The 17,860-nt window shown below is 67.9% G+C and carries 20 protein-coding genes; 6 read left to right on the forward strand and 14 right to left on the reverse strand.

The annotated features are described in order from the left end of the window. Window positions 1-51 precede the first annotated feature (51 nt). The gene (locus BU28_RS0110760; RefSeq protein ID WP_028719486.1) at window positions 52-681 is read right to left on the reverse strand and encodes a CoA transferase subunit B; all 630 of its coding nucleotides are present in this window, start codon (window positions 679-681) and stop codon (window positions 52-54) included. A gap of 2 nt (window positions 682-683) precedes the next feature. Next, a complete protein-coding gene (locus BU28_RS0110765; protein ID WP_028719487.1) occupies window positions 684-1,385 on the reverse strand; it encodes a CoA transferase subunit A in 702 nt (233 codons plus the stop codon). A 78-nt stretch (window positions 1,386-1,463) separates the two neighbouring features. On the opposite strand from BU28_RS0110765, the gene BU28_RS0110770 reads away from it, so the two are divergent. Further along, entirely contained in the window at window positions 1,464-1,811 is a 348-nt protein-coding gene (locus BU28_RS0110770; RefSeq protein ID WP_028719488.1) for a DUF488 domain-containing protein, read from the forward strand. Here the strand turns inward: BU28_RS0110770 and ggt are convergent. The 7 genes from ggt to BU28_RS0110805 all read right to left on the reverse strand — a co-directional run bounded on the left by ggt (window position 1,805) and on the right by BU28_RS0110805 (window position 10,414). Beyond that, the gene (gene ggt, locus BU28_RS0110775) at window positions 1,805-3,523 is read right to left on the reverse strand and encodes a gamma-glutamyltransferase (RefSeq protein ID WP_036762662.1); all 1,719 of its coding nucleotides are present in this window, start codon (window positions 3,521-3,523) and stop codon (window positions 1,805-1,807) included. The genes BU28_RS0110770 and ggt overlap by 7 nt on opposite strands. A gap of 171 nt (window positions 3,524-3,694) precedes the next feature. Further along, complete coding sequence (gene topA / locus BU28_RS0110780; protein ID WP_028719490.1) at window positions 3,695-6,280, reverse strand: type I DNA topoisomerase; 2,586 nt, start codon at window positions 6,278-6,280, stop codon at window positions 3,695-3,697. Between the two features lie 124 nt (window positions 6,281-6,404). Further along, window positions 6,405-7,244, reverse strand: coding sequence for a ferredoxin--NADP reductase (locus tag BU28_RS0110785; protein WP_036762664.1), 840 nt, complete (start codon window positions 7,242-7,244; stop codon window positions 6,405-6,407). An 85-nt stretch (window positions 7,245-7,329) separates the two neighbouring features. Continuing rightward, window positions 7,330-7,701, reverse strand: coding sequence for a DUF934 domain-containing protein (locus BU28_RS0110790; protein ID WP_028719492.1), 372 nt, complete (start codon window positions 7,699-7,701; stop codon window positions 7,330-7,332). Continuing rightward, window positions 7,698-8,429 (reverse strand): phosphoadenylyl-sulfate reductase, encoded by a 732-nt coding sequence (locus BU28_RS0110795; protein ID WP_028719493.1) that lies wholly within the window; start codon window positions 8,427-8,429, stop codon window positions 7,698-7,700. The genes BU28_RS0110790 and BU28_RS0110795 overlap by 4 nt, the downstream gene beginning before the upstream one ends. Then, on the reverse strand, window positions 8,422-10,077 hold the full coding sequence (locus BU28_RS0110800) for a nitrite/sulfite reductase (protein WP_028719494.1): 1,656 nt from the start codon (window positions 10,075-10,077) through the stop codon (window positions 8,422-8,424). Before BU28_RS0110800 ends, BU28_RS0110795 begins: the two co-directional genes overlap by 8 nt. Next, window positions 10,070-10,414: a DUF2849 domain-containing protein gene (locus BU28_RS0110805; protein WP_028719495.1), complete on the reverse strand. Its 345-nt coding sequence runs from the start codon at window positions 10,412-10,414 to the stop codon at window positions 10,070-10,072. The genes BU28_RS0110800 and BU28_RS0110805 overlap by 8 nt, the downstream gene beginning before the upstream one ends. A gap of 122 nt (window positions 10,415-10,536) precedes the next feature. On the opposite strand from BU28_RS0110805, the gene BU28_RS0110810 reads away from it, so the two are divergent. Continuing rightward, on the forward strand, window positions 10,537-11,019 hold the full coding sequence (locus BU28_RS0110810; RefSeq protein ID WP_028719496.1) for an Lrp/AsnC family transcriptional regulator: 483 nt from the start codon (window positions 10,537-10,539) through the stop codon (window positions 11,017-11,019). A 48-nt stretch (window positions 11,020-11,067) separates the two neighbouring features. Here the strand turns inward: BU28_RS0110810 and BU28_RS0110815 are convergent, their stop codons facing one another. The 5 genes from BU28_RS0110815 to BU28_RS0110835 all read right to left on the reverse strand — a co-directional run bounded on the left by BU28_RS0110815 (window position 11,068) and on the right by BU28_RS0110835 (window position 15,817). Further along, window positions 11,068-12,177, reverse strand: a complete 1,110-nt coding sequence (locus BU28_RS0110815; protein ID WP_028719497.1) for a pyridoxal phosphate-dependent aminotransferase — start codon at window positions 12,175-12,177, stop codon at window positions 11,068-11,070. A gap of 115 nt (window positions 12,178-12,292) precedes the next feature. Continuing rightward, complete coding sequence (locus tag BU28_RS0110820) at window positions 12,293-12,529, reverse strand: Lrp/AsnC ligand binding domain-containing protein (RefSeq protein WP_028719498.1); 237 nt, start codon at window positions 12,527-12,529, stop codon at window positions 12,293-12,295. A 30-nt stretch (window positions 12,530-12,559) separates the two neighbouring features. Beyond that, window positions 12,560-13,936 carry an MATE family efflux transporter gene (locus tag BU28_RS0110825; protein ID WP_028719499.1) on the reverse strand — a complete coding sequence of 459 codons (1,377 nt, stop codon included), beginning with the start codon at window positions 13,934-13,936 and terminating at the stop codon, window positions 12,560-12,562. A gap of 48 nt (window positions 13,937-13,984) precedes the next feature. Beyond that, window positions 13,985-14,620 (reverse strand): L,D-transpeptidase family protein, encoded by a 636-nt coding sequence (locus BU28_RS0110830; RefSeq protein ID WP_028719500.1) that lies wholly within the window; start codon window positions 14,618-14,620, stop codon window positions 13,985-13,987. A 12-nt stretch (window positions 14,621-14,632) separates the two neighbouring features. After that, window positions 14,633-15,817: a MalY/PatB family protein gene (locus tag BU28_RS0110835; protein WP_028719501.1), complete on the reverse strand. Its 1,185-nt coding sequence runs from the start codon at window positions 15,815-15,817 to the stop codon at window positions 14,633-14,635. A gap of 74 nt (window positions 15,818-15,891) precedes the next feature. On the opposite strand from BU28_RS0110835, the gene def (BU28_RS0110840) reads away from it, so the two are divergent. The 4 genes from def (BU28_RS0110840) (at window position 15,892) to def (BU28_RS0110855) (ending at window position 17,833) form a co-directional block, all read left to right on the forward strand. Then, on the forward strand, window positions 15,892-16,413 hold the full coding sequence (def, locus tag BU28_RS0110840; protein ID WP_028719502.1) for a peptide deformylase: 522 nt from the start codon (window positions 15,892-15,894) through the stop codon (window positions 16,411-16,413). Continuing rightward, window positions 16,406-16,963 carry a peptide deformylase gene (locus BU28_RS0110845; RefSeq protein WP_051578121.1) on the forward strand — a complete coding sequence of 186 codons (558 nt, stop codon included), beginning with the start codon at window positions 16,406-16,408 and terminating at the stop codon, window positions 16,961-16,963. Before def (BU28_RS0110840) ends, BU28_RS0110845 begins: the two co-directional genes overlap by 8 nt. Window positions 16,964-17,033: 70 nt before the next feature. Then, window positions 17,034-17,300, forward strand: coding sequence for a hypothetical protein (locus BU28_RS0110850; protein WP_028719504.1), 267 nt, complete (start codon window positions 17,034-17,036; stop codon window positions 17,298-17,300). A 32-nt stretch (window positions 17,301-17,332) separates the two neighbouring features. Further along, window positions 17,333-17,833 (forward strand): peptide deformylase, encoded by a 501-nt coding sequence (gene def / locus BU28_RS0110855; RefSeq protein ID WP_028719505.1) that lies wholly within the window; start codon window positions 17,333-17,335, stop codon window positions 17,831-17,833. Window positions 17,834-17,860: the final 27 nt, after the last annotated feature.

Genomic DNA, 17,860 nt, shown 5'->3' on the forward strand with positions numbered 1-17,860 from the left:
ATTGCGGCGAAGCCGCAAGAGGGGGCAGACGGCCCCCTCGCTTCGCGGGCGTCACCCGACGATGGTCGCCTCGGTCGCCGCGCGCATCTCGTCCTCGCTGACGCCATCGGCCAGTTCGACGATCTTCAATCCACCCTCGACCACGTCCAGAACGCCCAGGTTGGTCACGATGCGGTTGACCACGCCCTGCCCGGTCAGCGGCAGCGTGCAGGCCTTCAGCACCTTCGACTCGCCGGCCTTGTTGGTGTGGTCCATCACCACCACCACCCGCCGCACCCCTGCGACCAGGTCCATCGCCCCGCCCATGCCCTTCACGAGCTTGCCGGGGATCATCCAGTTCGCCAGGTCACCGTTCTCGGCCACCTCCATCGCGCCCAGGATCGCCATGGCGATCTTGCCGCCCCGGATCATGGCGAAGCTTTCCGAACTGTCGAAATAGGCGGTCTGCGGCAGTTCCGTCACCGTCTGCTTGCCGGCGTTGATCAGGTCGGGGTCTTCCTCGCCCTCATAGGGGAAGGGGCCGATCCCCAGCATGCCGTTCTCGGACTGCAGCGTCACCTCGACGCCCTCGGGGATGTAGTTCGCGACCAGCGTCGGGATGCCGATGCCAAGGTTCACATACCAGCCGTCCTGCAGCTCCTGCGCGGCCCGCGCCGCCATCTGGTTCCGGTCCCATGCCATGCTCAGGCCTCCTTCTTCCGGGTGGTGCGCTGTTCGATGCGCTTTTCGTGGCTGCCCTGGATCAGGCGGTGGACATAGATGCCTGGCAGGTGGATCGCATCGGGATCAAGGCTGCCGGTCGGGACGATCTCCTCGACCTCGCAGACGCAGACGCGGCCGCATTTCGCCGCCGGCACGTTGAAGTTGCGCGCGGTCTTGCGGAAGATCACGTTGCCGCTCTCGTCGGCCTTCCAGCCCTTGACGATGGCGAGGTCCGCGACGATGCCGCGTTCCAGGATATAGGTCTCGCCGTCGAAGTCCTTGTGGTCCTTGCCCTCGGCGATGACGGTGCCGACGCCGGTTTTCGTATAGAAGCCCGGGATGCCGGCGCCGCCGGCCCGCATCCGCTCGGCCAGCGTGCCCTGCGGGTTGAACTCCAGCTCCAACTCGCCCGAGAGATACTGGCGCATGAATTCCGCATTCTCGCCGACATAGGACGAGATCATCTTCCTGATCTGGCGGCTGTCCAGCAGCTTGCCCAGCCCGAAGCCGTCCACGCCGCAGTTGTTGCTGGCGATGGTCAGGTCCTTCGTCCCGGCCTTCAGGATCGCCTCGATCAGCAGTTCGGGGATGCCACAAAGCCCGAACCCCCCGGCCGCAATCAGCATCCCGTCCCGCAACAGGCCGTCCAGAGCGGCGTCCGCGCTCGCATAGACCTTTTTCATCCATCCCTCCACGCTTGTCAGGCTTGTTTTGGGCGGTTTCCGAAACCAAGTCAACGCGAGGCAGGAAAGGATGGGACGATGCACAGGATCTCGATCCGGCGGGTCTATGAACCGGCCGCCGAAAACGAGGGGCGGACGATCCTGGTCGACCGGCTATGGCCGCGCGCCATCAGCCATGCCGAGCTTGGCGATGCGCCCTGGCTGAAGGACATCGCCCCGTCCGAGGACCTGCGCCACTGGTTCGCCCACGACCCCGCGAAATGGCCCGAGTTTCGCCGCCGCTACACCGCCGAACTGGACGCCAACCCGCAGGCGGTCGCCGAACTGCGCCGGCTGGCCGCACAGGGACCGCTGGTGCTGCTCTATGCGGCCAGGGACGAACAGCACAACAACGCGGTCGTCCTGCGCGACTACCTGGGTCAATAGCCCAGCGTCGCCGCATCCGGCCGGCGTGGGTCGGACGCCCCCAGCAGCGCCCCGCTGGCCGGGTCGCGCATGATCGATTGGGTCGATCCCATCACCGGCTTTTCGGAAATCGTGTGCCCCTTGGCGGCCAGCAGGCGCAGGGTGTCGCGGCTGATCCCCTCCTCGATGCGCAACTCGTCGGGCAGCCACTGGTGATGGACGCGCGGCGCGGTCGAGGCCTCGGCCACGTTCATGCCGTGGTCGATCATGTTCATGACGACCTGCAGCACGGTGGTGATGATCCGGGCGCCGCCGGGCGAGCCGGTGACCAGCCAGGTCTCGCCGTCCTTCAGCACGATGGTCGGCGTCATCGAGGACAGCGGCCGCTTGCCCGGCTGCACCGCATTGGCATCGCCACCCACCAGGCCGAAGGCGTTGGGCACCCCGGGCTTGGCCGAGAAGTCGTCCATCTCGTTGTTCATCAGGACGCCCGTGCCTTCGGCCACCAGCCCCGAACCATAGTTCAGGTTGATGGTATAGGTGTTCGAAACCGCGTTCCCCGCCTTGTCCACGACCGAGAAATGCGTGGTCTGGTCGGATTCGTAGGGCGCCAGATCGCCCGGTCCGATCATGGCTGAGGGCGTCGCGTATTCCGCGCTGATCTTGCCGCGCAGCTCGGCCGCATAGTCCTTGCTGGTCAGGGCCGCGACCGGGACGTCGACGAAATCCGGGTCGCCCAGGTATTCCGAGCGGTCGGCATAGGCCAGCTTCATCGCCTCGGCCATCAGGTGGATCGTCTCGGCGGTGTTGTGCCCCAGCGCCCCGATGGGATAGCCCTCCAGCGTGTTCAGGATCTGGATCAGGTGCACCCCGCCCGAGGACGGCGGCGGCATCGAGACGATCTCGTATCCGCGATAGCTTCCCCGCACCGGCTCGCGCAGCACGGGCTTGTAGGCGGCCAGGTCCTCGACCGTCATCGGCCCGCCGGCCGCCTGCACGGCCCTGGCGATGTTCTCCGCAACCGCGCCCTTGTAGAACCCGTCCGGCCCCTCGGCGGCGACCTTTTTCAGCGTCGCCGCCAGGTCGGCCTGCACCAGGCGCTCGCCCGGGCGATAGCCCGCCCCGCCCTCCTTGAAGAAGATCTTCGCCGTCGAGGGATGCTTCATCAGCGCCTCGCGCTCGGCCTCGAGGCTGTCGGCCAGGTCGGGGGTGACGATGATCCCCTCCTCGGCCAGACGGATGGCGGGGGCGATGACATCGGCCCAGGGCATCGAGCCGTAGGTGTCCAGCGCCATCCGCATGCCCGCGACGGTCCCCGGCACGCCCGAGGCCGCGCCGGTATAAAGCGACTTGTCGCTGTCCGCCTCGCCCTTGTCGTCCAGGAACATGTCGCGGCTGGCCCCCGAGGGCGCCAGTTCGCGATAGTCGATGGCCTGCGTCCGGCCGGTTTCGGCATCATGGACCAGCATGAAGCCGCCGCCGCCCAGATTGCCCGCCCGCGGCAGCGTCACCGCAAGCGCAAAGGCCACCGCGACGCCGGCATCGACCGCATTGCCGCCCTTGGCCATGATGTCGCGCCCGATCTCGGCCGCCAGACGTTCCTGGGCCGAGACCATGCCGTTTTCCGCCCAGACCGGGTGGATACGGTCCATTTCGGAAAAGATCGTGGCCTGCTGTGCGCCCGCCGGGCCCGCCAGAAGCAAGCCCGCAATGGCCAATCCTGAAATCCGCATGTCCCGCCTCCGCTGCAACCTTGGGGGAAGCCTAGCAGCGGATGGGCGGGGATCAAAACCCAAACGTTCCGCCCATGGCGGATGCCGCGTTCGGGTATTTGGAAAACAGTGAAAACGGGCCAGCTCGTCTTCGTTTCCCGAATACCGATGGACGGCGCCGAACCGAGGCGATCACTCGGCCTTCCGGGCGCCGGCCTTCTTGGTCGCGGCAGGTTTTTTGGCCGCGGGTTTTTTCGCCGTGGCCTTCTTGGCGGGGGCCTTTTCGGCCTTGGCGGCGGGCTTCTTCGCGGGTTTCCTGCCCGACTTGCCGGCCTTTTCGGCGATCAGCTCCAGCGCCCGCTCCAGCGTCACCGCCCCGGGCTCCAGGTCGCGCGGCAGGGTCGCATTGACCTTGCCCCATTTGACATAGGGGCCGTAGCGGCCGGCCAGAACCTGAACCGGTCCGCCTTCGGGATGCTCGCCCAGTTCGGCCAGGGGCGCGGCCGGGGCCGCCCGGCCTCGGGTCGCCTTCTGGGCCAGAACCTCGACGGCGCGGTTCATGCCGATGGTGAAGACTTCGTCCACATCGGGCAGGTTCGCGTATTTCGCGCCATGCTTCACATAGGGGCCGTAGCGGCCGATCCCGGCCTCGACGGGCACGCCGTCCTCGGGGTGCGGGCCGATCTCGCGCGGCAGGGCCAGCAGGGCCAGCGCCCGGTCCAGATCGACCGAGGCCAGGTCCCAGCCCTTGGGGATCGAGGCGCGGGGCGGCTTGGGATTCTCGGCCGTGGCCTCGCCCCGCTGCACATAGGGACCGAAGCGGCCGTTCTTGAGGCTGATCTGATCGCCGTTGTCCTCGCCCAGCACGGCATCGCCGACAATCTCGGCATCGGGGCTGCTGATCGGACGGGTGAAGCGGCATTCCGGATAGTTGGTGCAGCCGATGAAGGCCCCGCCCGAGCGCGCCGTCTTCAGATGCAGCCGCCCCTTGTGGCAGAGCGGGCATTCGCGCGGGTCGCCGCCATCGGCGCGCGGCGGATAGAGATGCGGCGCCAGGGCCTCGTCGATGGCCTCCAGCACCTCGCCGATGCGCAATTCGCTGGTGCCTTCCAGCGCGGCGGTGAAGTCCCGCCAGAAGCGGCGCAGCACCTCGCGGTAGGCGCGCTCGCCCGAGCTGATGTCGTCAAGTTCGCCTTCCAGGTTGGCGGTGAAGTCGTAGCTGACATAGCGCGGGAAGTATTTCTGCAGAAAGACCGTGACCAGCCGGCCCTTGTCCTCGGGGATCAGGCGGTTCTGTTCCTTGCGGACGTAATCGCGGTCCTGGATCGTCGTCACGATGCTGGCATAGGTCGAGGGCCGGCCGATGCCCAGTTCTTCCATGCGCTTGACCAGGGTCGCCTCGGTATAGCGCGGGGGTGCCTGTGTGAAATGCTGCTCGGGGGTAACGCTGCGCTTTTCGGTCGCCTCGCCTTCCTGGATCAGCGGCAGGCGGCGGCCGTCATCCTCGTCCTCGTCGTCGCGGCCCTGGTCGTAGACCCGCAGGAAGCCGTCGAACAGCATCACCTGCCCGGTGGCGCGCAGGCCGACCTGGCCGTCGGGGCTGGCGATCTCGACCGTGGTGCGCTCCATGCGGGCCGATTCCATCTGGCTGGCAATGGTGCGCTTCCAGATCAGGTCATACAGCGCCTTCTGGTCCTTGTCCGCGACCGGCAGCCTGTCGGGCGACAACATCATGTCGGTGGGGCGGATGCACTCGTGCGCTTCCTGGGCGTTCTTGGCCTTGTTCTTGTACATGCGCGGGCTCTTCGGCAGGTATTCCGCGCCGAAACGGGCCTTGATCGCGTCGCGGGCGGCCATGACGGCCTCGGGGGCCATGTCGATGCCGTCGGTCCGCATATAGGTGATGTGGCCGGCCTCATAGAGCCGCTGCGCCGCCGACATGCAGGCCCGCGCCCCCAGGCCCAGCTTGCGGCTGGCTTCCTGCTGCAGGGTCGAGGTCATGAAGGGCGGCCAGGGATTGCGGCTGGCCGGCTTGGCCTGGACGCTGGCGACGGACAGATCGCGCGACTGGATCGCGGCCACGGCCAGCTGCGCGGTTTCCCCGTCGGCGATGTCGAAGCGTTCCAGCTTCTTGCCGCCGAAGACGTTCATGGTGGCGTCGAACTCATCGCCGCGCGGGGTGGCCAGGCGGGCATGCACCGACCAGTATTCGCGGGGCTTGAAGGCCTCGATCTCCATCTCGCGGTCGACGATGATGCGCAGGGCGACCGATTGCACCCGGCCTGCCGACTTGGCGCCTGGCAGCTTCCTCCACAGGACCGGCGACAGGTTGAAGCCGACGAGGTAATCCAGCGCGCGGCGCGCCAGATAGGCATCGACCAGCGGCTGGTCGATCTGGCGCGGGTTGGCCATGGCCTCGGTCACGGCATTCTTGGTGATGGCGTTGAAGGTGACGCGGCTGACCTCGGCGCCCTTCTTCAGCGCCGGCGCCAGCGTCTCCAGCAGGTGCCAGGAGATCGCCTCGCCCTCGCGGTCGGGGTCGGTCGCCAAGATCAGGTTCGGGTCGCTTGCCAGCGCATCCTTGATCGCCTTGACGTGCTTGCGGCTATCCGCCGCAACCTCCCATTTCATGGCGAAATCGGCTTCGGGATCGACGCTGCCATCCTTGGGCGGCAGGTCGCGGACATGGCCGAAGGACGCCAGAACCGTATAGTCGTCGCCCAGGTATTTATTGATCGTCTTGGCCTTGGCCGGAGATTCAACGACGACGACGGGCATGAAAATTCCTTCGCATGATTCGGCGCCGGAACATGGGCACAGCCCGGCGGACTGTCAACGCCGGGCTTCTTTCTTGTCCAAATATCCTGCGGGGGTCCGGGGGCGCAAAGCCCCCGGCAGCGGGTCAGATGCCGTCGCCGACAAAGGCCTTCTCGACCACGAATTCCTTTGGATCGCTGTTCGCGCCCTCGCGCAGGCCAAAGCCTTCCAGCACCTCCTTGACGTCGGTGTTGAAGGCCAGGCTGCCGCAGATCATGGCCCGGTCGGTCGCCGGGTCCATGGGCGGCAGGCCCAGGTCGCGGAACACCTTGCCCGAGGTCAGGTTGTCGGTGATCCGGCCCATCAGCGGGCCGTCCTCGCGCGTGGTGGTCGGGTAATACAGCAGGCGCTTTGCGAAATCCTCGCCGTAAAGCTCGCCCAGCAGGGGGTCGTGGCGCAGGTTCTCGACCAGTTCGCGGCCATAGGCCAGTTCGTCGGCGGTGCGGCAGGTGTGCATCATGATGACCTGCTCGAACCGCTCATAGCTCTCGGGCTCGCGCATCAGGCTGGCGAAAGGCGCGATGCCGGTGCCGGTAGCCAGGAACCACAGACGCTTGCCGGGCAGCAGCGCGTCCAGGACCAGCGTGCCCACCGGCTTCGGACGCAGGATGATTTCGTCGCCCACCTGGATGTTCTGCAGCTTCGAGGTCAGCGGCCCGTCCGGCACCTTGATCGAATAGAATTCCAGTTCGTCGTCCCAGGCCGGCGAGGCGATGGAATAGGCGCGCAGGATCGGCTTGCCGTTGTCGCCGGGCAGGCCGATCATCACGAACTCGCCCGAACGGAAGCGCAGGCTGGCCGGCCGGGTCACGCGGAACGAAAACAGCCGGTCGGTCCAGTGCCGGACAGCGGTCACGGTCTGGGCGTCGGGCAGGGTCTTGGCGGGTTTGGCGGCGGCATCGGCCACGGGAACATCCAGAGTCATGTCAAGTCCGTGTCTATCTACGTTACAATCAGGGCCGGGAAAACCCCGGCCCGAGGAGCGCGTCGCGGTGGGTTGCCAAAGGGCCTCAGCCTGCCAGACGCGCGCGATGATCCCATTCCTTCCAGTCGGCGCGATAGAGCCACTGCTCCTGCGGCTGGCGCTCGGCCAGGGCGGCGCTGATCTGGACCTCGTCAAAGCCCACGCGGCGGGCCATGGCGTATTGATCGGCGATCAGCCCGCCGACGGCGCGCAGGCGGCCCTGATACCCCTTCTCGCGCAGGATCCGCGCCAGGCTGAAGCCCCGGCCGTCGCTGAACGAGGGGAAGTCGATCGCGACCAGTTCCTGGTTCAGGTAGTTTCCCAGGGTCGCCGGGTCGGTGTCGGGGGCCAGAACGACGGGCTCGGCCCCGTCATGGGGGTGAAAGCCGTCGTCGCGGACAAGGACAAACTCGCTCATGCATTCGCTCCTGCGCGGACCATCTTGCCGCCGATGAAATGGATGCCGCATTCGGTCTTCTGGCTGCCGCGCCAGCGGCCCGCCCGCGGATCCTCGCCCGGCTTGATGGGCGAGGTGCAGGGCGCGCAGCCGATCGAGGCATAGCCCTTGGCGACCAGCGGATGGCGCGGCAGGTTGTTGTCGTCCATATAGTCCTGAACGTCCTCGCGCCGCCAGTGGGCCAGAGGATTGATCCGCAGGCGGGACGGCGGCTCGGCCTCGAAGAACTCCAGTTCCTGGCGCTGGCCGCCCTGGAAGCGCTTGCGCCCGGTGATCCAGGCGTCGAACTTCGACAGCTCGCGTTCCAGCGGAATGGTCTTGCGGAAATCGCAGCAGGCATCGGTGTTGAACTGGTGCAGCGTGCCGTCCGGGTCGTTCAGCGCGACCTCCTTCTCGGTCGCGCGAATGACCCGCACGTCGGTCAGGCCCAGCTTCTGCGTGACCTCGAGCTGGTAGTCCAGCGTTTCCTGGAACAGCATCATCGTGTCGATGAACAGCACCGGCGTACCCGGCGCCACCACCGAGACCATGTGCAGCAGCACCACGGATTCCGAGCCAAAGGACGACACCAGCGTGCTGGACCCCAGGTCGGGATCGCGCAGCGCCCGGCGCAGCACCTCGGTCGCGGCATGGTGCTTGTAGCGGTCGTTCAACCGCGAGGCGCGCGCCTCGAGCGTGTCGTCAAGCATGGGCTTCGTACAGCGCCGCCTTGAACGGCGCCATTCCCACGCGCCGATAGGCGTCGATGAAGCGCTCCTCGGGCGAGGACCGGAGTTCCAGATAGGCGTCGATCAGCCGGTCGATGGCGCCGACGACCTCTTCGGCCGGAAAGCCCGCGCCCGGCTTCTGCCCGATGGCCGGGATGTCGTAGCCGTCGCCGCCCAGCGTGATCTGATAGTTCTCGACCCCCGCGCGATCCAGCCCCAGGATGCCGATATGGCCCAGGTGGTGGTGGCCGCAGGCGTTGATGCAGCCCGAGATGCGGATGTCGATCCGGCCGATCTCGTCCTCGAGATCGCGGGCGCGGAAATGCTCGGCGATCTCCTGCGCGATCGGGATCGAGCGGGCCGTCGCCAGCGCGCAATAGTCCATGCCCGGGCAGGCGATGATGTCGCTGATCAGCCCCGCGTTCGCGGTGGCAAGCCCGGCGCCCTTGAGCTCCTGGTACAGCGCGAACAGGTCCGACTTGTGGACATGGGGCAGGACCACGTTCTGGTCGTGGCTGATGCGCAGATCGGCGTGGCCGTAGCGTTCGGCCAGATCGGCCAGCAGCCGCATCTGTTCGGCCGAGGCGTCGCCCGGGGTCTGGCCCGGCGCCTTGAAGCTGACCTTGACGCTGGCATAGCCCGGCGCCTTGTGGGCCGTCAGGTTGGTGTCGGTCCAGCTGCGGAAGGCGGGGTTCTCGGCCCGCTTCGCCTGGTAATCCCCCTCGGGCGCATCGCGGAAAGCAGGGGCGGCGAACAGGGCCTTCAGCCTGTCCAGGTAATCCTGATCGACGCCGGTAAAGACCGCCCGGCGGTTCAGGAACTCGGCCTCGATCTCCTCGCGCATCACGTCCAGGCCGCGCTCGGCCACGGTGATCTTCAGCCGGGCCTTGTACTTGTTGTCGCGCCGGCCCGACAGGTTGTAGACCGCGATGATCGCTTCCAGATAGGGCAGCAGATCCGGCTCGGGCAGGAACTCGCGCACCACCTGGCCGATCATGGGCGTGCGGCCCAGGCCGCCGCCGATCCAGACCTGATAGCCCGTCTCGCCCCGGTCGTTGCGCTTGAGCCGCAGCCCGATGTCATGGGCCGCGATCACCGCCCGGTCGTTTTCCGAGCCGGTGATGGCGATCTTGAACTTGCGCGGCAGGAACTGGTATTCCGCGTGATCCGTTGACCATTGCCGGATCAGCTCGCCATAGGGGCGCGGATCGGCCACCTCGTCGGCGGCGGCGCCGGCATAGGCGTCGGTGGTGACGTTGCGGATGGTGTTCCCCGAGGTCTGGATCGCGTGCAGGCCCACGTCGGCCAGCGCGTCAAGCATGTCGGGAATGTCGATCAGCTTCGGCCAGTTGTACTGGATGTTCTGGCGCGTGGTCCAATGGCCATAGCCCTTGTCCCATTTCTCGGCCAGCAGCGCCAGCGTGCGCATCTGGTCGGGGCTGATCGTGCCATAGGGGATCGCCACCCGCAGCATGTAGGCATGCAGCTGCAGATAGACGCCGTTCATCAGCCGCAGCGGGCGGAATTCGTCCTCGGTCAGCGAACCGTCCAGACGGCGCTGCACCTGGCTGCGGAACTGCTGGGCCCGGTGGCGCAGGTATTCGTTGTGCTGGGGGCGGGCGTCAAACATGGCTGACCTCGGCGTCGGAAGAGGAAAGTTCGGCCTGGATGCCGTGGAAATAGTTCGAGGGCCCGCGGCGGCGGAAGGCCTCGCGGAAATGGGTGGGCTCGGGACGGCCGTCGGGACCGCGGCGGGCCTCGACCAGATACGGGCCGACGACCAGATTGGCCTGACGGTTCGCTTCCAGCAGCGCCAGTTCGGCGATGGCCTCGTCCTCGAAAAGCTCGGCTTCGCGCGGGTCGGCGGTCCAGCCCCCGTCGCGCATCCAGACGCAATGACCCAGGCGCAGGTCGTTTGCGGTGATGACACCGGGTTTCGCAGCGGACGGGATGAAGCCTTTTGACATCGCCTTTGCCTTTCGGATTGGGTCCCCTCTATATAGAAAATTCTTCGCCATATTGACGAGTAGGGCGAAAAAATAAGAAACAGGTCCGCATTCCCGCGCCCGCCACAGGATCAGGTTTCGCCATGAGCCAAGACAGACAAACGCCCTTCCGGCTGGACGAGGTGGACCGCAAAATCCTGTCCCTGCTGCAAGAGGACGCCACCCTGTCGCTTGATGACATCGCAAACCGGGTGGGGGCGTCCAAGACCCCGGTCTGGAACCGAATCCGCAAGCTGCGTGAGGCGGGGGTGATCCGCGGCCAAGTGGCGCTGCTGGACCCCGACGCGCTGGGGCTGGACGCCTGCTTCTTCGTGCTGATCCGCACCAGCGAACACGATCCCGACTGGGCGCGCCGCTTCCTGGCCGCCGTCCGCGCCCGCCCCGAGGTGATCGAGGCGCACCGGCTGGCCGGCGATATCGACTACATCCTGAAGGTCCGGGTCCGGAACGCGCGGGCCTATGACCGCTTCTACCAGGCGCTGATCTCGGAGGTGCGGATCCACAACGTCACCGCGCTGCTGTCGATGGAGGAGCTGAAGGCCACGACCGCGCTGCCGCTGGACTGACCTGCGCTTGCGGCGCGGCCGCATGGGTATTGGGCAACGAGGAAACCCTCAGCCTTGCCGCGCCTGGGCCAACGCCCGCGGCAAGGCCTGGGCGAAGGCGTCGAGCTCCGGGTCCGGCGCGCAGGACACGCGGATGCAGCGGTCCATCGGCGCAACGCCGGGCATCCGGGCAAAGATGCCCAGGTCGGCCAGCGCATCCAGCACCCGCCGGGCCAGGGCACCATCGCCGCCGCAGTCGATGGCGACGAAATTCGTGGCCGAGGACAAGGCACGCAGCCCGTTGTCGCGGGCGATGGCCTCCAGGCGCGCGCGGGCGGCAGTCACCGCGCGACAGATCCGCTCGAGGCCGTCGCGATCGGCCAGCGCGGCCAGCGCCCCCGCCTGCGCGATGCGGTTGATGCCGAAATGGTTGCGGATGCGGTCGAAGCCCGCGATCAGCGGCTCGGGCCCGATGGCATAGCCGATCCGCGCGCCCGCCATGCCATAGGCCTTGGAAAAGGTGCGGAACCGGATCACCCGGTCGTCGGCCGGGTCGATGCGGGGGATCGCCTCGGCCGGGGCGAATTCGGCATAGGCCTCGTCCAGCACCAGCAGCGCGCCTTGGGGCAGATCGGCCAGCATCGCCTCGATCCGCGCGCCGGGGTGCCAGCTGCCCATCGGATTGTCGGGGTTGGCCAGATAGACCAGCCGCGCGCCGTGATCGCGGGCCGCGGCCAGCAGGGCATCGGGGTCCTCGGCATCGGCGCGATAGGGTACCTTGACCAGGCGCCCGCCAAAGCCCGCAACGTGATAGTTGAAGGTCGGATAGGCGCCGTCCGAGGTCACCACCGTCTCGCCCGGTGCCACGACCAGCCGCACCAGCAGACCCAGCAGCCCGTCGATGCCCTCGCCCAGCATGATGTGCCCGGGCGCGACGCCGTGATGCGCGGCCAGCGCGCTTCGCAACACATGGCTGTCGGGATCGCCGTATTTCCACGCCTCGGCCGCCGCCCGGGCCATCGCCTCGACCGCCAAGGGTGTGGGGCCAAAGCCGTTCTCGTTCGCGCCGAGCCGGGCTGTGAAAGGCGCGCCGCGCCGCCGCTCCAGCGTCTCGGGTCCGGTAAACGGGACGGTGGCCGGCAGGCCGTCGGGGATGGGGGCAAAGCGCAATCGGTCCATGACCGCGACAGAAACCGCAAATCCCGTGTCCGCGCAAGAGTCCCCGAGGGCTTCTTTCTTGTCCAAATATCCCGGGGGAGTCGCGGCACGCGACGGGGGCAGAGCCCCCCTTCCCTTAGAACGCCTTGAAGGTCATCGTGGTCAGGGTGCGCACGATGCCGGGGATGTCGAACAGGTTCTCGGCCAGAAAGTGGCCCACATCCTGGTCCTCGGGGACATAGATCTTGGCCAGCAGGTCGTATTCCCCCGAGGTCGAGTAAAGCTCGCTGACCAGTTCGCGGTCATAGATCGCGTCGGCGACCTCGTAGGTCTTTCCGGGGGTGCAGCGGAACTGGACAAAGACCGGGCGCATGGCGGATCTCCTTGGGCTTTGGCCCGGACCCTAGACTGTGGCCGGGGCCGGGGTCCAGTCCCCGCGGGCAAATCCGCGCCAGAACCGCCGCATCAACAGGACGGCCGCAAAGCTCAGGCCCACGACAAGGCCCAGCCACAGCCCCGCCGGACCCAGCTCCAGGACAAAGGCCAGCCCGTAGGCCACGGGCATGCCCACCACCCAATAGCTGATCGCAGCCAGAATCATCGGCACGCGCGTGTCCTGCACGCCGCGCAGCAGCCCCAGGCCGATCACCTGCATCGCGTCCATCAGTTGAAACAGGCCCGCATAGAACAGCAGGCCCGCCGCCAGTTCGACGATGGCGGGCGTTTCGGGGTGGGTGGCGTCCAGGTACAGGCCCACCAGCTGGCGCGGGAACAGCTCAAAGGCGGCGACCGCCAGCAGCGCCAGGACCACCGATATGCCGATGACCGTCACACCGGCGTCGCGCATGCCCTGCGCATCCCCCCGGCCCTTGGCCTGGCCGATGCGCACGGTCGCGGCGTTCGACATGCCCAGGTGCAGCATGAAGGTGATCGAGGCGATCTGCAGCGCGATGCCATGGGCCGCCAGTTCGGGCGTGCCGATCCAGCCCATCATGACGTTCGAGCCGACGAACAGCCCGCCCTCGGCCACCATGGTCAGGCCGATGGGCAGTCCCAGGGCAAAGACCTGCCGCATCTCGGCCCAGTCGGGGCGCCAGAAACGCTGGAACAGGTGGTGCCGGCGCGCGGCGGGCAGCCAGGCCGCATAGCCCGCGATGGCCCCAAGCTGCAGGAACTGGACGACGACGGCGACGATGGCCGCGCCCCGGACCCCCATCTCGGGCGCGCCGAGATTGCCGAAGATCAGCACCCAGTTCAGGAACACGACCAGCGGCAACCCGGCCAGCGTGATCCACAGGACGACCTGGGTGCGCTCCATCGCGGCCAGATAGCTGGCCAGCGTCAGCTGGCACAGCACCGCGACCAGCCCGAACCCGGCGATGCGCAGGTATTCCTGCGCCAGTTCCGCCACCACCGACGCCTGCCCCACCGCCAGCAGGATCGGTTCGGAATACCACATCGCCGGCAGCGCCAGCACGCCGTAGCCGATGGAGAGCCACAGCGCCATCCGGGCCGAGCGGCGGACCTCGACCTCGTCGCCGCGCGCGATGGCCGCGGCGATCAGGCCCATGACGCCGATGCCGAAGCCCATGCCCAGAAAGAACAGGATGTGAAAGAACGAGGTGGCGATGACCAGCGCGGCCAGTTCGCTCACCCCGTACCAGCCGACCATGACGGTATCGGCGACGCCGATCGCCATGCGCGACAGGTGGCTGCCGACCAGCGGCAGGCCAAGCGCCAGCGTGGCGCGCAGATGGGGAAGATAAGGATCAAGGCGCATGGCTCCTGCCTTATCCTTGGGCAGGACGGGCAGCAAGAGGAGGCGGGATCAGGGCCGTATCTCGACCTCGGTGCCAAGGCGGGTCATGGCGAAGATCTCGTCCATCTCGTGGTCGGCGACGGCGATGCAGCCCTCGGTCCAGTCGCCCTTGACGCGGAAGCCGTCGGGGATCTGGTTCGGCTGGCCGTGGATCATGATGTCGCCGCCGGGGCTGTGGCCGGCGCGGCGCGCGGCCTCGCGGTGGCGGGGCTGGGGATAGTCGATGCCCAGGGACAGGTGAAAGCGGCTTTGCGGGTTCAGCCGGTCGATGCGAAAGATGCCCTCGGGCGTGCGGCCGTCGCCCTGCCGGGACTTGTCGCCGTCGGGCGAAAAACCCAGGGCGATGCGATAGGTCTTGGGTGGGCCCTGGCGCTGATAGACGGTCATGCGCCGGGCCGATTTCTCGACCAGGATGCGGTCGACCGGGGAAACCAGCTCGATCTCGTCCGGGGCGGTCTGCGGCAGGTAGGTGTCGGGGATGCCGAGGTCCGGCAGGCCCGGCAGTCGTTCCAGCCCCGGCGCCACGCCGATCCCCGGCCCCTCGGGCAGCAACGCAAGCTGGGGCGCGGGCCGCAGCAGCACCCAGCCGCCCCAGGTCAGGAACAGCAGCGCCGCAACCGAGAACAGGCCCGCCAGCCGCTTCATCCCCTGCCCCTCCTATTGCAGGTCGCCAAAGGCGCGGCTCATGCGCTCGACCGCAGCCTCGACCCGGGCGCGCGTCGTCGCCAGGTTGAAGCGCACGAAGCTTTCGCCCCCCGTACCAAAGGAGGCGCCGCCGCTGGCCGCGATGCGGGCGTCATGGGCGATGCGGCGCTCGATCTCGGCGGGGGACATGCCGGTGCTGGCGAAATCCACCCAGGCCAGATAGGTCGCCTGCAAGGGCATCGAGCGCAGGCCCGGGATCGCCGCGATCCCCCGGTCAAAGACCTGCCGGTTGCCGTCCAGATAGGCGACCAGATCGTCCACCCAGGCCGCGCCCTCGGGCGAATAGGCGGCGGCGACCATGTTCAGCCCGAACAGCCCCGGCGAGATGCCCAGCGCCGTGAACCGCTGCGACAGCCGCCGGCGCAGGTCGGGGTCGGCCACGATCAGGTTGCCGATATGGGCGCCGGCGATGTTGAAGGTCTTGGTCGCGGCCGTCAGGGTGATCAGGCGGGGCGCGGCCTCGGGGACCAGCCGCGCCAGCACATGATGGCGCGGGCTGCCCGGCAGCACCAGGTCGTGATGGATCTCGTCCGAGACCAGGATCAGGTCATGGGCGGCGCAGAACTCGGCCACCTGGCGCAGTTCGGCTTCGGACCAGACGCGGCCGCCGGGATTGTGGGGCGAACACAGCACCAGCATCTTCTCGCGGCCCGTCATCAGCCCGGCCCAGCCCTCCCAGTCCATGCGGTATTCGCCGTCCTCCACGACCAGCGGAAATTCGGTGATCCCGCGCCCGGCGGCGCGGATCACCCGGGCAAAGCCGTGATAGACTGGCGTCATCAGCACGACCGCGTCCCCGGGCGCGGTAAAGGTGTCCACGCACAGCGCGGTCCCGTTGACCAGCCCGTGCGCGGTCAGGATCCATTCCGGCTCGACCGTCCAGCCGTGGCGGTTCTGCATCCACCAGCGAATCGCCTCCAGATAGGGGCGGTGTTCGCCGGGATAGCCATAGATGCCGTGCCGGGCCATCGCCTCGACCGCCTGCTGGACCGGGGCGGGGGGGCGAAAGTCCATGTCGGCGACCCACATCGCGATGCCGTCCTGCGGCGCGACGCCAAAGATCTTGTGCATATCGTCCCATTTCGAGCACAGCGTGCCCAGGCGGTCGATGGGTTCGTCGAAATCTGCGGCTGGCATGGCATTCTCCTGATAGTCGGGCCCCACAATAACGGCTTGTTGCGCGGCTTGAACCCTTCGCCTAAGTGATACGCATGAGCATGCTGAATATTCTTCTTCATCCCGATCCCCGGCTGAAAAGGATCTGCGAGCCGGTGGCCCGCATCACGCCCGAGGTCGAGACCCTGGCCGCCGACATGCTGGCGACCATGTACGACGCGCCGGGCGTGGGCCTGGCCGCGCCGCAGGTCGGCGTGCTGTCGCGGCTTTACGTCATGGACTGCAACAAGGACCCCGAGGCCCCGCGCGACCCTCTGGTGATGGTCAACCCCGAAGTCACCTGGACCTCGGAGGCGCTGAACACCTATGAGGAAGGCTGCCTGTCGATCCCCGACCACTACGCCGACGTGACCCGTCCGGCCCAGGTCAAGGTCCGCTGGCTGGGCCTGGACGGCAAGACGCACGAACGCGACTTCGACGGGCTTTGGGCGACCTGTGCCCAGCACGAGATCGACCATCTCGACGGGCGGCTGTTCATCGACTACCTGGGCCCGATCAAGCGCCAGATGATCACGCGCAAGATGGTCAAGCTGAAACGCGAGAGGGCCCGTGCCTGAGCCGCTGACCGCAGCCGATCTGGCGGGCGCGCCCCGCCCGCCCGATCCGGCCGCGCTGCTCCGCCGGGGCCGGATGCGCCCGGTCGTCCTGCACCCCGACCCGATCCTGCGCCAGCGGTGCGAACCCGCCGGGGCGCTGGACTGGGACAGCCTGTGCCAGCTGGCCGGCGACCTGCTGGCGACGCTCTATCATGCCGGCGGGCGCGGCCTGGCCGCCCCCCAGATCGGCGAGCCGGTGCGCATCTTCGTCATGGATGCCGGCTGGAAGGCCGACGCGCCCTGCCCCCGCGTCTTTCTGGACCCGCAGATCACCCCCCTTGCCGGCCCCGACGAGACGGCCGAGGAAACCTGCCTGTCGATCCCTGGCCAGCCGGTCGCCGTCACCCGCCCCGCCGCCGTCTCGGTCGCCTTCTTCGACCTGATGGGCACGCTTTGCACGGCTGACCTGACGGGGATCGAGGCCCGCATCGCCCAGCACGAGGCCGACCACCTGGACGGCCGCCTCATCATCGACCGCGCGGCGCGGCGCGAAGTGCAGCGAAATCGTTAAAATCCCTGGCGTCCGGGTGATCCTGCGGCGGGTTCTGCTAGGCTGTCCCCATCGCAACCGGGGAACCGCCATGATCCTGTTTCTGACCTTCCTTGCCTTCGCCACCGGCTGCCTGCTGGGCGCCCGGGCCGTCCGCCCGTGCCCGGCTTCGCAGCCGCACCGGCACGAATGGGCGGCCTTTTGCCAGGGCGGCCTGCCCCTGCCGCCCGTCCCGGCATCGTCCTTCGGCAGCCTTCCGGTCGCGGCGGCGCTTGCCGGGACGGTCCAGGGACCCGGGCGCGCCGCCAGCGCCCTCGCCACCAGCGGCGGCCGGATTTACCTTCAGTCGCGGGCGTGATAGGGCGCAGCCATCCCCTGCCAAGGCCGCCCATGACCATCCGCCCCTTCCTGCCCTATTCGGACCGCCGCCTGCACATCCCGGCCGAGCCGGTCCAGGCGATCACCGAAACCGTGCGGATGATCTGGGACGACATGATCGACACCATGGACGCGATGCCGGGCGTGGGCCTGGCCGCGCCGCAGATTGGCATCATGCTGCGGCTGGCGGTGGTCGACGCCTCGGACAAGCGCGGCCAGGCGATCCGCATGGCCAACCCCGAGGTGCTGCACGCCAGCACCCAGATGCGCGCCCATGACGAGGCAAGCCCGAACCTGCCCGGCGTCTTCGCCCGGATCGAGCGTCCCCGCGCGGTGACCGTCCGCTTCCTGAATGACCGCGCCGAGATCGAGGACCGGGATTTCGTCGGCCTCTGGGCCACCTCGGTCCAGCACCAGATCGACCACCTGGACGGCAAGCTCTATGTCGATCACCTGACGCCCCTGCGCCGCAAGATGCTGGTGGCGAAATCGGCAAAGCTCGCGCGCCGATAGATCTGGCGCGGCAGGTCGTCCTGCGGG

Origin of the sequence: Paracoccus yeei ATCC BAA-599, from assembly GCF_000622145.1 — a bacterium.
In the GTDB taxonomy this organism is placed as follows: domain Bacteria; phylum Pseudomonadota; class Alphaproteobacteria; order Rhodobacterales; family Rhodobacteraceae; genus Paracoccus; species Paracoccus yeei.